12 protein-coding genes are annotated in these 15,955 nt (G+C 29.1%); 7 read left to right on the top strand and 5 right to left on the bottom strand.

The window, feature by feature from the left end; genetic code table 11:
* The first annotated feature begins 1 nt into the window (after window position 1).
* Window positions 2-1,651, top strand: coding sequence for an amidase family protein (locus tag BX611_RS13205; protein ID WP_115882107.1), 1,650 nt, complete (start codon window positions 2-4; stop codon window positions 1,649-1,651).
* Between the two features lie 66 nt (window positions 1,652-1,717).
* The gene (gene rimO, locus BX611_RS13200) at window positions 1,718-3,034 is read left to right on the top strand and encodes a 30S ribosomal protein S12 methylthiotransferase RimO (RefSeq protein ID WP_115882105.1); all 1,317 of its coding nucleotides are present in this window, start codon (window positions 1,718-1,720) and stop codon (window positions 3,032-3,034) included.
* Window positions 3,035-3,146: 112 nt separating this feature from the next.
* On the opposite strand, the gene BX611_RS13195 is transcribed toward rimO, so the two are convergent.
* Window positions 3,147-5,612, bottom strand: coding sequence for a M14 family metallopeptidase (locus BX611_RS13195; protein WP_115882103.1), 2,466 nt, complete (start codon window positions 5,610-5,612; stop codon window positions 3,147-3,149).
* Window positions 5,613-5,803: 191 nt separating this feature from the next.
* Between BX611_RS13195 and BX611_RS13190 the strand changes: the two genes are divergently transcribed.
* Window positions 5,804-6,466, top strand: a complete 663-nt coding sequence (locus BX611_RS13190) for a methyltransferase domain-containing protein (RefSeq protein WP_115882101.1) — start codon at window positions 5,804-5,806, stop codon at window positions 6,464-6,466.
* A 6-nt stretch (window positions 6,467-6,472) separates the two neighbouring features.
* A complete protein-coding gene (bshC, locus tag BX611_RS13185; RefSeq protein WP_115882099.1) occupies window positions 6,473-8,065 on the top strand; it encodes a bacillithiol biosynthesis cysteine-adding enzyme BshC in 1,593 nt (530 codons plus the stop codon).
* A gap of 2 nt (window positions 8,066-8,067) precedes the next feature.
* Here bshC and BX611_RS13180 read toward each other — a convergent pair whose 3' ends face one another.
* The 4 genes from BX611_RS13180 to argS all read right to left on the bottom strand — a co-directional run bounded on the left by BX611_RS13180 (window position 8,068) and on the right by argS (window position 12,367).
* The gene (locus BX611_RS13180; protein WP_115882097.1) at window positions 8,068-8,490 is read right to left on the bottom strand and encodes a hypothetical protein; all 423 of its coding nucleotides are present in this window, start codon (window positions 8,488-8,490) and stop codon (window positions 8,068-8,070) included.
* Between the two features lie 20 nt (window positions 8,491-8,510).
* A complete protein-coding gene (locus BX611_RS13175; protein ID WP_115882095.1) occupies window positions 8,511-8,924 on the bottom strand; it encodes a hypothetical protein in 414 nt (137 codons plus the stop codon).
* Between the two features lie 149 nt (window positions 8,925-9,073).
* Window positions 9,074-10,462, bottom strand: coding sequence for a dihydrolipoyl dehydrogenase (lpdA, locus tag BX611_RS13170; protein ID WP_115882093.1), 1,389 nt, complete (start codon window positions 10,460-10,462; stop codon window positions 9,074-9,076).
* Window positions 10,463-10,597: 135 nt separating this feature from the next.
* Window positions 10,598-12,367: an arginine--tRNA ligase gene (gene argS / locus BX611_RS13165; RefSeq protein ID WP_115882091.1), complete on the bottom strand. Its 1,770-nt coding sequence runs from the start codon at window positions 12,365-12,367 to the stop codon at window positions 10,598-10,600.
* 80 nt (window positions 12,368-12,447) lie between these two features.
* On the opposite strand from argS, the gene BX611_RS13160 reads away from it, so the two are divergent.
* The 3 genes from BX611_RS13160 to BX611_RS13150 all read left to right on the top strand — a co-directional run bounded on the left by BX611_RS13160 (window position 12,448) and on the right by BX611_RS13150 (window position 15,952).
* Window positions 12,448-12,948 (top strand): YkgJ family cysteine cluster protein, encoded by a 501-nt coding sequence (locus BX611_RS13160; protein ID WP_115882089.1) that lies wholly within the window; start codon window positions 12,448-12,450, stop codon window positions 12,946-12,948.
* A 159-nt stretch (window positions 12,949-13,107) separates the two neighbouring features.
* Window positions 13,108-14,424 (top strand): sugar porter family MFS transporter, encoded by a 1,317-nt coding sequence (locus BX611_RS13155; protein WP_115882087.1) that lies wholly within the window; start codon window positions 13,108-13,110, stop codon window positions 14,422-14,424.
* Between the two features lie 7 nt (window positions 14,425-14,431).
* Entirely contained in the window at window positions 14,432-15,952 is a 1,521-nt protein-coding gene (locus BX611_RS13150) for a glycoside hydrolase family 32 protein (protein ID WP_115882085.1), read from the top strand.
* Window positions 15,953-15,955: the final 3 nt, after the last annotated feature.

Below are 15,955 nucleotides of genomic sequence, written 5' to 3'. Positions count from 1 at the left end.
AATGAAAAAATTAGCTCTTATTTTAGGAATTTTAGTCGTGTTAGTTTCTTGTAAAAAGAAAGAATTAACTGTTGTTTTTACTACTTATGATGAAACTGAAGAAATTTTAAACCAACAAAATCACGAAATAAACAGGATGAAATTCAAATTAATTCAATCCAAATATTTGGATATGAATGAAGTATTTAAACCTTTTGAAGAAGAGTTGGCATATTTTTCAGATAAAGATTACTATAATTTAGAACCATACATAATTGAACAAGATATTCCTACAATTCAGGATGCTGTTGAGCGTGGCATTTTATCATATGAAAAAATTGTACTTTTTTACTTATATAGAATTCGAAAATTTGAAAGTAATAATGATTTAGCCTTACACAGTATCATATCCTTAAATCCGAATATATTAAACCAAGCGCGTGAAAAGGATAAAAACAGACCTGAAAATGTAAAATATACATTGTATGGTCTTCCAATTTTACTCAAAGACAATATTAATACAAAAAACATGCCTACAACTGCAGGTGCATTTGCATTAGAAAATAACAAAAATACCGATGATGCCTTTGTTGTAAAAAGATTAAAAGAAAATGGAGCTCTGATTTTAGGGAAAGCTAATTTAAGTGAATGGGCTTATTATTTTTGTAGTGGTTGCCCGGTTGGTTACAGTGCAATTGGCGGACAAACGTTAAATCCATATGGAAGAAAAGTCTTTGAAACAGGAGGTTCAAGTTCTGGTAGTGGGGTAACAGTAGCAGCAAATTTTGCAGTAGCTGCAGTGGGTACAGAAACTTCAGGATCTATTTTGTCACCATCTAGTCAAAATTCAGTTGTAGGATTAAAACCAACTATTGGCTTGTTAAGTAGAACAGGAATTGTACCAATTTCTAGTACTTTAGACACTCCAGGTCCAATGACAAAATATGTTACCGATAACGCAATTTTATTATCAGCAATGTTGGGAGAAGACGCTGAAGATGATGTAACAAAAGGAAATAATCAACAAATTAATTATTTTGAAGGTTTAAAATCAGCCAGTTTAAGGGGTAAAAAATTGGGTGTAATAAAACAGCTATTAACTGATTCAATTTATAAAGCAACAATTGTGAAATTAAAAAGAGCAGGTGCTGATATTATTGAATTTGAACCACCACAGGTTGACCTGAAAGGTTTTTTAACATTATTGAATATTGATATGAAACACGATTTACCTGCATATTTAAATAATTATGCAGATAAAAATATTGAAATCTCATCTGTTGAAGCTATTGTAAATCTAAATTTACAAGATTCTATAAACAGAGCACCTTACGGACAGCAATTATTTGAAGGAATTATAATGGATTCCACTTCAACAGAAGCATTTCAAGAAATAAAACAAAACTTACATAACAATGGTGTTAAATTTTTAAATACACCTATTGAAGACTATCAACTGGATGCTATTTTATCCATTAATAATTATCATGCAGGTTTTGCTGCAGTGGCTAAATATCCATGTTTAACAGTGCCAATGGGTTATAAAAATACGGGAGAACCTATTAGTTTAACATTTATTGCAAAACCTTATCAGGAAGATCAATTACTGCAATTAGGCTACGCTTTTGAAAAAATGACTAAAATTCGTAAGAAGCCAGAAAGCTATAATTAAAGAGTTTTGTTAAATGGTTGGTATACAACTAAAAAATAGTATTTTTGCGCACTTTAAATTCAAGAGATGAGAACCAAATCAAAGAAAGATAATAAAATTAATGTAGTGACTTTAGGTTGTTCTAAAAATGTTTACGACAGTGAAGTTTTAATGGGGCAATTAAAAGCAAATAATAAAAATGTAGTTCATGAAGATGAAAACGATGAAGGGAACATTGTTGTTATAAATACTTGTGGTTTTATTGGAGATGCAAAGGAAGAATCTATAAATACTATTCTGCATTATGTAAATAAAAAGGAATTAGGAGAAGTTGATAGAGTATATGTTTCGGGTTGTTTAAGTGAGCGTTATAAACCAGATTTGCAAAAAGAAATTCCTGATGTGGATGAATATTTTGGTACTCACGATTTACCAAATTTATTGAAAGTTTTAGATGCTGATTATAAGCACGAATTGGTTGGAGAACGATTAACAACCACACCAACTCATTATGCATATTTAAAAATTGCTGAAGGTTGTGACAGGCCTTGTTCTTTTTGTGCAATTCCTTTAATGCGTGGAAAACACGTATCTACTCCAATTGAAAATTTGGTTATTGAAGCTACAAAATTAGCTAAAAAAGGAATTAAAGAGTTAATTCTAATTGCACAGGATTTAACCTATTACGGATTAGATATCTACAAAAAAAGAGCTTTAGCCGATTTGTTAAAAGAATTAGTTAAAATAGAAGGAATTGAATGGATACGTTTGCATTATGCATTTCCAACAGGATTTCCGTTAGATGTTTTAGAAGTTATTCATAATGAACCAAAAGTGTGTAATTACTTAGATATTCCATTACAGCATATAAATGATGAAATTTTAAAATCAATGCGAAGAGGAACTTCACATGAAAAAACAACCAATTTAATTGCAGAATTTAGAAAATCCGTTCCAGATATGGCAATTAGAACAACGTTAATAGTTGGTTATCCAGGTGAAACAGAAGCTAATTTTAAAGAATTAAAGGATTGGGTTGAAGAAATGCGTTTTGAACGTTTAGGTGCTTTTGCCTATTCTCATGAAGAAAATACACACGCTGCAAATTTAGAAGATGATGTTGCTGAAGATGTGAAGCAACAACGTGTTAATGAAATTATGGAAATTCAAAGTCAGATTTCTTTTGAATTAAATCAAGAAAAAGTTAACAAAACTTTTAAAGTTTTAATAGACAGAAAAGATGGAAATGTTTTTGTTGGAAGAACCGAATTTGATTCACCTGATGTAGATAATGAAGTGCTAATTGATGCAACAAAATACTATGTTCAAGTTGGTAAATTTGCGAATATAAAAATTACTTCAGCTACTGAGTTTGATTTGTTTGGTGAGCCAGTTACTAACTAATAATTATAAAAGTCTGAATAAATAAGTTTTGTCAAACTAAGCTTGTCGAAGTTGATTTAAATATCAAATAGTTTTAACATTTCGCCAAGCTCAGTGTGACATAATTTTTACCTTAATTAAAAAATACTGCATTCGCAAAAAATAGCTTTCCATTTTCCCAAAATGATCTAAATAATGGATTGTCAACCATATAAATAATATTTCCTCTGCCTTTTCTTTCAATACCAAATAATAAGGAATTTGGAACTTGCTTTAACGCATCTGGTCCAGCATAACCTGAAATATTTATAGTGTTTTCAGGAAAATAAGCAACATTATATCCTTTTTCAAGTAATTCAAAAGCAGTTGAACTTAATTTTAAACTATAATAATTTGCATTATAACCAAAAGCTAGCGGGTGAGAATCATCAACATTACTTTTAAAAATACTTCCGGTAATTTGCTTTTTAATATTCTCTTTTTCTCGTTGGTCAAATGGAATTAAATTTGATTTTTCAGAAGTATCGTCTTCTTTTGTTTTTTTCTTTTTTAAATTAAATCCATCCTTATCAGCAAAACTATTAACAGAGCTTCCAATTGTAATTATATTTCCACCTTCCGATACAAATGAAGTAATTTTTTTTAAGGATTGCTCATCAGCTCTATAACCATTTGGTAAAATTAATACTTGATATTTAGATAAGTTGATTCTATTAAAATTATCAGTATTAATTACATTAATTGGGTAATTTAATTGGGTTTCAAAAAAGTGCCAAATTTCACCAAAGCTTAAATATGAAGTTCCTTTTCCAGATAAAACAGCAATATTTTTATTTTTTATTAAAGAAATATTTGCTGAACCAAAATCTGATCCAAGATCAACAAAACCAGTTGTTGTAGCAGTAATTTTCTTACCTAACCTATTGGCAATTTCAACAACAATTTCATCAAAATTAGCAACATGCTCATTTTCACCTCTCATTATAATTAATGAGCCTTTTTTAAATTGATTGCCTTCAACAGAAAAATCTTTTTGGCTAAAACGAACATTAAATCCCTCTTCTAATAAATCTCCTAAAAAAGCAGCATCAGATACTTCATTCCATTTATTTATATATGCATAAGCATTTTTATTTAGTTGATTTTCATCATTAAAGGTTTTAATTGCCGAATTTTTGTCTGAAGTTATTGCTATTTCAGAAGCAAAAGCATCTAATCCAAAGGCATAAGGTAAGCTCCAAGCAGTAATATCATAAGTTATAGGTGTTGAAAGTTTGGCTTGTTGTTCAAATAAAACTTTAACCATTTTTCCTTTTGGTTGATTGGTTGGGATTATTAAATCATTTATACTGGTTTTTATTGTTTTAATTGAATTGGAAGCATAATCAAACGCTTTTAATTTTTTTGTATCAGCATAAAAACTTGCTATTTCATGCTTTTTAAGAAATTTTATAACGTTTTCTATTTTTTCTTTATCACCTTTTAAAATATAGTTTTTGTATTTTAATTTAGAATTATCAAAAAAGTTTGAAAACTCAGAAACCATTTTTAACGTGTTTTTTGAAGCCATTTCAACAGTTGATAATCCGGTAGTTGTATGGTGTGCAATACGATCTTTTAAAGTTAAAACGGTATTGTTTTCGGTATTAATTCCTAATCCGGCCATTCCATGCCCTGCTTGTTCATAGGTCATACCAATTGCTCCCATATAAGTTGGATAGGTGTCTCCATAACTTGGATACAATAAATCAAAAGATTCTTTTGTAAAATAGCGCCAACCATTTTTATCAAAATATTTAGCGTGGTTTTTACCAATCTTGGTTTGAAAATCTCGTTGCCAATCGGTAATAATTTCGTGATATGGTTCAGCTCCTGGAGCAAAATAATATGGGTTATTTATAAATTGTTCGTGAAAATCAACATGAATCTGAGGCATCCATTTATTATAAATTTTTAACCGTTGTTGCGTTTCTATTTGTGAAGCCCAAGCCCAATCTCTATTTAAATCAAATAAATAATGGTTTGGTCTTCCTCCCGGCCAAGGCTCGTTGTGTTCAGTTGCATCAGGGTTTGTATTATAAGGACTGCTTTTTTTCTGGTTGTACCAATTTACATAGCGGTCGCGCCCATCAGGATTTATGCAAGGATCAATTATAACTATTGTATTTTTTAACCAATCTTGCTTTTCAGTAATCAATTTATAGATAGTTAACATGGCAGCTTCGGTACTGGAAGCTTCATTTCCGTGAACATTATAGCTTAACCAAACAATTCCAATTTTAGAATTTGGTATACCTTTTAAAATACCTGTTCTTTTTAAATTATCTTCTCTGATAGTTTCTAAGTTTTTAATATTTTCTTCAGAAGAAATAAAAGAAACAAGTAAAGGTCTTTGTTCGTTTGTTTTACCATATTTTTCTATTGAAACATTTAAAGAATTAGTACTTAGATAGTTAAAATAATCAACAACTTTATGATGTTTTGTAAAGTTTGAACCTAGTTCATAACCTAAAAATTCACTTGGTGTTTGTATATTTTGTGCTTGTACTGAAAAAAAAATAGCAATTAATGCTATGAAGGAAAAAAGTTGATTTTTCATTTATTAAAATTTGAACATCAAATGTAATTAATTAAACTTAAAAATTAATAGAATTATTTTTTGTGTATTTAATTTGATTCTAGAGTTTCAACACCAAATAAATTTTTTAGTTAAAAAAATGTTAGATATATTAAGTAGTTTCGACAAACAATCTAAATTGCTTACTTTTATAAAATTAAAATTTGAAATAAATGAGTGCTAATTTCCCTGAAAATGAATTATCAGATTATAATTTTGAATCGCATTGGAATAATGCATACAGAAAAACGCCTGTAAATAATTTAGGATGGTACGAAGAAAATCCAACTCCTTCAATAGAATTAATTAATGCATGTAATTTAGATAAGGAATCAGTTATTTTTAATGCAGGTGCTGGTGCAACAACATTAATTGAAGAATTACTAACAACAGGTTATACAAATATTATTGTAAATGATATTGCCGCAGCTTCACTTACAGAATTAAACAAAAGTTTAACAAATCATAAAAACGCTACTGTTCAATTTATTGTAGATGATTTAACAAAACCTACAGAATTATTGAAATTAAAAAATATTGATTTATGGCATGATAGAGCCGTGTTGCATTTTTTTACTGAAAAGCATCAGCAAGATGCTTATTTCAATTTATTAAAAACAGTATTAAAACCAAATGGCTATGTAATTTTAGCAGAATTTAATTTAGATGGCGCTAAAAAATGTTGTGGATTAGACGTTTTTAATTATAATGAACTTATGTTGCAAGAACGTTTAGGAGATGATTTTAAACTTTTAAAAGGGTTTAATTATACATATACTCAGCCTTCAGGAAATACTAGAGAATATGTTTACACTTTATTTCAAAGAATACAATAAAATTTAATGAAAGTACACCAAATTCCTTTTCAAGAAACAGGCTATTTTTCAAGTTTAATAGGTGATTATTTAAGTAAAAACCAAAAACTGAGCGATTTTTACGGAAATTTTCCAGATTTAGAAGGTTTTAAAAAACAATTAGAACTTAAACAAAAATCATTCAAAGTTGAGACTAGAAAAGTATTAGTTGAAGCGCTTATAAATCAATATAATAATTTTAATATTAGTGAGTTAACTTCTAAAAATGTTAATAAATTAGCAGGTAAAAATACGTTTACTGTAACTACAGGACATCAGTTAAATATTTTTACAGGACCTTTATATTTTTTATATAAAATTGTTTCAACCATTAATTTAACAAAGCTGTTGAATGCCGAGTTTCCAGAAAATAATTTTATTCCAATTTATTGGATGGCAACCGAAGATCACGATTTTGAAGAGATTAATTACTTTAATTTTAAAGGTAAGAAAGTAATTTGGAACAGGGAGAGTAGTGGTGCAGTTGGAAGACTTAAAACTGAAGGTTTTGATACTGTTTTTGAAACTTTTTCAGACCAATTAGGAAATTCAACAAATGCTAATTTTATAAAAGAATTATTTAAAAAAGCATATTTATTAAATGATAATTTAACGGATGCAACTCGCTATTTGGTTAATGAACTTTTTGGCGAATATGGTCTGGTTATTATTGATGGAGATGATGTGTTGTTAAAAAAACAGTTTGTTCCAATTGTAAAAGATGAAATATTAAATAAAACTTCATTTAAAGAAGTTTCTATAGCTAATAAAAAGTTAGAGGAGAACTATAAAATTCAGGTTAATCCAAGAGAAATCAATCTTTTTTATTTAAAAGATAATTTACGAGAACGCATTATTTTTGAAAATGATTTTTATAAAGTCAACAACACAGTTATTACTTTTTCTGAAGAAGAAATCATAGAAGAAATTAAAAATTATCCAGATCGATTTAGCCCAAATGTAATAATGCGTCCCTTATACCAAGAAACAATTTTGCCAAATTTATGTTATATTGGAGGAGGAGGAGAGTTGGCTTATTGGTTTCAGTTGAAGAATTATTTTAAAACTGTAAATACTCCATTTCCAATATTGTTATTAAGAAATTCGGCTTTATTGATTTCAAATAAACAACTAGTTAAACTTGAAAAGTTAAACGTTACTTTAGCTGAAATCTTTTTAAAACAGGGAGATTTAATCAATAAAAAAGTAAAAGAAATTTCAAAAGTTGATATTGATTTTTCTCAGCAAAAATTTTACTTACACCAACAGTTTGAATCTTTAAAAGAATTGGCTAAACAAACAGATGCATCTTTTATTGGTGCGGTGAATGCACAAGAAAAAAAGCAACTAAACGGATTGGATAATTTAGAAAAAAGATTGCTAAAAGCTCAAAAACGAAAACTGACTGATGAGGTTGATAGAATTAATAAGTTGCAGAATGAGCTATTTCCAACTAATAGTTTAGAAGAACGAACTCGTAATTTTTCAGAAATTTATTTAGAAATAGGGGAAGCATTAATACCTATGCTATTAAAAAGTTTAGATCCACTAAAATTAGAATTTACTATAATTGAATATTAAAATTAAATTGGATTAAATGGGACAATTTTATTTTGAAAATCGTATTCTAAAGTTTTTAATTTATTAGATTTTATTTTTTTAGCATCCTCTTCATTTAATTCAAAATCAATTTCAGTATAAAACACATTGGTGTTTTTAATTTTATTTGATTCAATGGCTGTATTATCGGAATTTAATTTAATAATTTCATTATTGAAGTTAAACGCAACAGTACATCCTGTTCTTTTAATTTTTACAGCAATTTCCCCAATAATTACAGTTTTTAAATAGGGAAAACCACCAAGCTCTTCAATATCCGCATAAACCACGTTTGTTTCATTTATAGCATATTTAGTACCCCCTTGAAAATCTATTTTATCTATTATCTCAAAAGTTGAAGGTAGATCTTTTGGCTTATTAAATAGTTTAGAAAATGAAAATGACATATGTTAATTTTGGTGAATTATTAGTTATTATGATATGCTTGGTTATGGGCTAAAGGATTGCCACAAGAGTTACAGTTTGCTGCAGTACCAGAGCCTCCAACACATCCATTGGTACAAGTGTAATGATAAACTCCAGAAGCATTTTGTGCAGGTGCAGGTGTAGTTGTATTTTGAGTATTTGTTTGTGTATTGTCGGGAACTTTTAAAGGACCATTTTTTAAGAAATCATCATTATGAAAAGCTTGATTGTGTAAATATGCAGTATTACAAGTTGGACAAACATCTTCAGAATCTGAACCACTATTTTCACATTTATTTTGACAAATATAGTGTTTAACTGCTACTTTACTTTTGATTTCTTTTTTTGGTTTTTCTTCTTTACATGAAATTGAAATAACACAGATACATAATAAAAATAGTTTTAATGTTTTCATAAATAAGCTTAATTAAATTTCTCTAATTCAAAAATGGAATTCCAAATATACTAAAAATTATATTTCTCTATTTTTTCAAATAAATTCTTGTGTTAAACAAAAAATCCGAACAAAATGTTCGGATTTTAAAAATCGTCATTTTTTATATTTTATAAATGAATCACTTCATCATATGCATCGGCAACAGCTTCCATAACAGCTTCACTCATTGTTGGGTGTGGGTGAATAGCTTTTAAAACTTCATGACCTGTAGTTTCTAATTTTCTTCCTAAAACTGCTTCAGCAATCATATCAGTTACTCCAGCACCAATCATATGGCAGCCTAACCACTCACCATATTTTGCATCAAAAATTACTTTAACAAAACCATCAGGAGTACTGGCAGCTTTTGCTTTTCCTGAAGCTGAGAAAGGAAATTTTCCTACTTTTAATTCGTATCCTTGTTCTTTTGCTTGGGCTTCAGTTAAACCAACACTTGCAATTTCCGGAGTTGCATAGGTACAACCAGGAACGTTTCCATAATCCACTTTTTCAGTATGTAAACCAGCAATTTTTTCAACACAAGTAATTCCTTCAGCAGAGGCAACATGCGCTAATGCTTGTCCAGGAACCACATCACCAATAGCATAATAACCAGGAATGTTAGTTTGGTAAAAATCGTTTACCAATATTTTATCTCTGTCAACAACAATACCAACATCTTCTAAACCAATATTTTCAATGTTTGATTTTATTCCAACAGCAGAAAGTAAAATATCCGCTTCTAAAATTTCTTCTCCTTTTTTAGTTTTAACAACTGCTTTAACACCTTTTCCTGAAGTATCAACAGATTCAACAGATGAGCTAGTCATTACTTTTACTCCAGATTTTTTGAATGAACGTTCAAATTGTTTTGAAACATCAATATCTTCAACAGGAACTAGGTTTGGTAAAAACTCAACAATAGTTACTTCAGTACCCATTGAATTATAAAAATGAGCAAATTCAACCCCAATTGCACCAGAACCAACAACAATCATTTTTTTAGGTTGTGTAGGTAAAGTCATTGCTTGTCTGTATCCAATAACTTTTTTACCGTCTTGTGGTAGGTTTGGTAACTCACGTGAACGTGCTCCAGTTGCAATAATAATATGGTCTGCACTATATTCAGTTACTTTACCATCTGCATCAGTAACGTCAACTTTTTTACCAGTTTTAATTTTACCAAAACCGTCAATAACATCAATTTTATTTTTTTTCATTAAAAATTGAACACCTTTACTCATTCCTTCAGCAACATTTCTACTTCGTTTTATAACAGCATCAAAATCTTTGTCAATAGCTTCAGCTTTTAGGCCATATTCATCAACATGTTTTAAATAATCATATACTTGAGCACTTTTTAATAAGGCTTTGGTTGGAATACATCCCCAGTTTAAGCAAATTCCACCTAAATTTTCTTTTTCAACAACACCAACTTTAAAGCCAAGTTGTGATGCTCTAATAGCTGTAACATATCCTCCAGGACCACTTCCAATTATTAATATATCGTATTTCATGTTTTTAATTTTAATTTTTATAAATAGTTGCTGGTTTTTTACACAGCAAATTTAATTATTTTTTGTTTGAATTGGTTTATGAATTCCTCAATTATTTGAATTATAAATTTTTAATCCTTCAATAATTTATTAAAATTACATTCTATCAGGAACATTAATTCCTAATAATTTAAATGCAGTTTTTATTATTTCAGCAACTTTGAATGATAACTGAGTTCTAAATATTTTTTCTTGTTGGTTTTCACATCCTAAAATTGGCACAGTTTGATAAAATGAATTGTAAACTTTCACTAAATCGTAGGTGTAATTTGCAATTATTGCAGGACTGTGATTTTGAGCTGCATTTTGAATTATTTCTGGGAATAATTGAATTTGTTTAATCAATTCTTTTTCCTTTTCATCTAATTTAATATCAGTTATTTTTTGATTATAATTAAAAGTAGCTTTTCTTAAAATAGATTGAATTCGAGCATATGTATACTGAATAAAAGGACCTGTATTACCTGCAAAATCTACAGATTCTTCAGGATCGAATAAAATTCGTTTTTTAGGATCAACTTTTAAAATATAATATTTAAGAGCACCTAAACCAATGGTTTTGTAAAGTAATTCTTTTTCTTCGTTTGAATAACCTTCTAATTTGCCTAATTCTTGAGAAATAGCTCTAGCTGTATTGGTCATTTCTAACATTAAATCATCAGCATCAACAACAGTACCTTCTCTCGATTTCATTTTACCACTTGGTAAATCTACCATTCCGTATGATAAATGATATAAGTTTTTAGCCCATTCAAAACCTAGTTTATCAAGTATTAAAAATAATACCTTAAAATGGTAATCTTGCTCATTTCCAACGGTATATACAAGCTCACTTAAATCAAAATCTTTAAAGCGTTCAATTGCTGTACCAATATCTTGTGTCATATAAACGGCAGTACCATCAGAACGTAATACAATTTTTTCATCAAGGCCTTCTTTAGTTAAATCTATCCAAACTGAACCATCTTCTTTTTTATAAAAAACACCTTTTTTCAATCCATCAGTAACAACATCTTTTCCTAATAAATAGGTGTTACTTTCATAATAATTTTTATCAAAATCTACTCCTAATTCTTTATATGTTTGATCAAAACCATCATAAACCCATTGGTTCATTGTTTTCCATAAATCAACAACTTCTTTATCACCTGCTTCCCATTTTAAAAGCATTTCTTGAGCCTCAAGTAAAATTGGTGCTTGTTTTTTTGCTTCTTCAGCAGTTTTACCTTCAGAAATAAGTTGAGAAATTTCTTCTTTATAGGCTTTATCAAAGGCAACATAATAATTACCAACTAATTTATCACCTTTTAAGCCTGTACTTTCAGGAGTTTCTCCATTTCCAAAACGTTGCCAAGCCAGCATACTTTTACAAATATGAATTCCGCGATCGTTAATAATTTGCGTTTTGTATACTTTTTTTCCTGAAGCTTTTATAATTTCAGCAACTGAATAGCCTAATAAATTATTGCGAATATGTCCTAAATGCAATGGTTTGTTTGTGTTAGGTGAAGAATATTCAACCATAACCGCTTTTTCATTTTCTTTAGGTGCTACAATTCCGAAGTTGTTTATTTTATAGATTGAGTTAAAATCATTTATAAAAAAAGTATCAGAAATAATAAGGTTTAGAAAACCTTTTACAACGTTAAAATCGGCAATTTCTAATACATTTTCTTTTAGATATGTTCCAAGCTTTGTACCAATTTCAATAGGATTTCCTTTAACATAACGTAAAAATGCAAAAATTACAATTGTAATATCACCTTCAAAATCTTTTCTAGTGGCTTGAAATTCAACTGATTCAATTTTAGTTTGATATATTTCTTCAAACCCTTTTTTTACTGCTGTTTCTAATTTTTGTTGCATATTTTTTTAAAATCTTACGAAGTGCAAAAGTACATAATTTTTAAAAGTTTAAATTGTATTTTTGCTGATAAATTATGAGTATGGATGAGTTTTTAAAGGAGTTGCCAGAATTAGCGAAAGAAAAGCACTTAGAAAGTAAAAAGTATTTTCAAAAATTAAAAAAGAGAACACCTAAAAATCTAGATGTTATTATGCAGCATTTGCACACCAAAGAGTTTGAAAAAACAGACTGTTTAACTTGTGGAAATTGTTGTAAAACTACAAGTCCTATTTTTACTAATAAAGATATCGAGCGTATTTCCAAGCATTTAAAAATGAAGGTTGTTGATTTTATATCTCAATATTTAGATAGGGATTCGGATGATTTTTACGTGTTAAAAACTGCACCATGTACTTTTTTAGATTTAACCGATAATACTTGTTTTATTTATGATGTTAGACCTAAAGCATGCAGTGAATATCCGCATACTGATAGACGAAAATTTATTCAAATAACAGATTTAACAATGAAAAACACGGAGATTTGTCCAGCTGCCTTTAATATTGTTGAAGCATTAAAGGATAAGTTACCTATTAAGTAATTACTTTTTTTTACCTAAAAAAAATAATTTTAATTTTCGAAAACGATTTTGCACACTTATATGTGTTGTTTTTTTATTTTAACAACTAAATGCTTATTTTAAATTATTACATTTAAATTACTTTAAAACTATTAGGTTAAGTATTTAAAAATATATTTTATGAATAAAATTTTAAGATGGTCAATTGTTGCTGCTTTAGCAGGTTTTCTTTTTGGGTTTGATACTGTTGTAATTTCTGGAGCGGATAAAAAACTACAATTATTATGGGGTTCTTCTGATGCTTTTCATGGTTCTGTAGTTATGGCAATGGCATTATGGGGAACAGTTGTTGGTGCAATGTTTGGTGGTATTCCTACAAATAAAATAGGAAGAAAAAATACATTAATAATTATTGGGGTATTTTATGTGGTTTCAGCAATAGGATCTTCTTTAGTAAACGACCCTTGGAGTTTTGCTTTTTTTAGGTTTTTAGGAGGTTTAGGTGTTGGAGCTTCAACTATTGCTGCACCTGCTTATGTTTCAGAAATAGCTCCGGCAAAAGATAGGGGGCGTTTGGTAGCACTTTACCAGTTTAATATTGTATTAGGTATTTTAATAGCATTTATGTCTAATTATTTATTAAGAAATATAGGTGAAAATGCTTGGCGTTGGATGATAGGAATTGAAGCCTTACCAGCTATTATTTATACGATTCTTATCTTTTATGTTCCTAAAAGTCCAAGATGGCTTATTTCAAAAAATAGAATTTTAGAAGCAAAGGAAGTGCTAGAAATAATTAATCCTGACGAAAATGTTGAAGAAATTCTTTCTGAGATTAAGGAAGAAAATGATAGAGACTTACCTGGTGAAACCATTTTTATAAAAAAATACCGATTTCCGTTAATGCTTGCATTTTTTATAGCCTTTTTTAATCAACTTTCCGGAATAAATGCATTTTTATACTATGCTCCAAGAATATTTGAGGAAGCAGGACTTGGAGAAAGCACAGCGTTGCTTAGTAGTATTGGAATTGGTATTACAAATTTAATTTTTACTTTATTTGGTGTTTTTTTAATTGATAAACTTGGAAGAAGAATACTTATGTATATTGGTTCAATAGGGTACATAATATCACTAGGATTAGTATCTGCAGCCTTTTTCTTAAATTGGGAAGGAATGGCGGTGCCTATATTTTTGTTTATGTTTATTGCTTCACATGCTATAGGTCAGGGAGCTATAATTTGGGTGTTTATTTCAGAAATTTTTCCAAATCATTTGCGTGCTAGTGGGCAATCATTTGGAACTTCAACACATTGGGTATTGGCTGCCATAATACCTTCAATGGTTCCAATGTTATTTTCTACAATTGGGGCTGGAGTTGTATTTTTAGTTTTTGCAATAATGATGGTTTTTCAATTACTATTTGTAATTTTTGTAATGCCTGAAACGAAAGGTATAAGTTTGGAAGATTTAAGTAAAAAACTAACCAGACAATAAAATTTTTATGAGAATAATTGCATTAAAATTTATAGTATTATTTTTCATAATTTTTCTTCTAGGATGTAATGAAAAATCAGAAAAAGTAAATTTAAAAACAGCTATTTTAAAAGACTCAATTACAGGAGAGCAATACAGACCGAACTTTCATTTTACGCCAAAAAAAGGCTGGATGAACGATCCTAACGGGATGGTTTTTTATAAAGGTGAATATCATCTTTTTTATCAATATTATCCAGATGATAATGTTTGGGGGCCAATGCATTGGGGACATGCAGTTTCAAATGATATGTTACATTGGAAACATTTACCAATAGCATTATATCCAGACAATTTAGGCTATATTTTTAGTGGAAGTGCTGTAATTGATTGGAATAATACCTCAGGTTTTGGAACTCTTGAAAATCCTCCGATGGTTGCTATTTTTACCTACCATAATATGGAAGGGGAAAGAAGCGGTGCAATTGATTTTCAAACACAAGGAATTGCATATAGTTTAGACAAAGGGCGTACTTGGACAAAATATAAGGATAATCCGGTTATCAAAAACCCTGGAATTAAAGATTTTAGAGACCCTAAAGTAATGTGGTTTGAAAAAAGCAAAAAGTGGATTATGACTTTAGCAGTTAAAGACCATGTAGAATTTTATAGTTCAAAAGATTTAAAAAAATGGGAGTATGAAAGTAAATTTGGTTCAGAAAAAGGGAATCACGATGGTGTTTGGGAATGTCCTGATTTATTTTCTTTAACTGACCAAAATGGTGTATCAAAATGGGTTTTATTACTTAGTATTAATCCAGGAGGTCCGCAAGGAGGTTCTGCAACTCAATACTTTATTGGAGATTTTGATGGTAATATGTTTACAACCGCCGGAAACGAAACAAAATGGCTAGATTATGGTGCAGATAATTATGCAGGTGTAACATTTAGTGATATTCCTGAAAATGATGGAAGAAGGTTATTTATGGGGTGGCTTAGTAATTGGCAATATGCTAGAGAAGTGCCAACCTATACTTGGAGAAGTGCAATGACTATTCCTAGAGAATTGAAATTAAATGAAACTAAAAATGGATATTTTGTAACCAGTAAGCCGGTAAAAGAACTTCAAAATATTTTATTGAATGGAATTGTAAAAACAGAAAAGAAGTTTGAAGTTTTAAATGAATCTTACTTGTTAGAGTTTGATAAAATTAAATCCGATACATTTAGTGTAAAATTAGCTAATACTTTAAATGAATTTTTAGAGATTTCTATAACGGATAATAATTTAGTTGTTGATAGAAGATTAGCAGGAAACAGTTCCTTTAATGATGTTTTTGAAGCAAAACATAAGGCACCATTAAATGGAATTATTATTAAAAAAGTACAAATTTATTTTGATAAATCTTCTGTTGAAATATTTGTAAATGATGGAGAACTTGTAATAACTGATTTAGTTTTTCCAACAGAAACATATAAGAGTGTTAACAATTTTGGAGATATTGAATTAGTAACAATTTATCCAATTGATTTAATTTTTGATAATTGAAAA

The organism is Lutibacter oceani, assembly GCF_003384935.1.
GTDB classification, from domain to species: Bacteria; Bacteroidota; Bacteroidia; order Flavobacteriales; family Flavobacteriaceae; genus Lutibacter; species Lutibacter oceani.
This window is presented reverse-complemented; position numbering and strand designations above follow the sequence as displayed.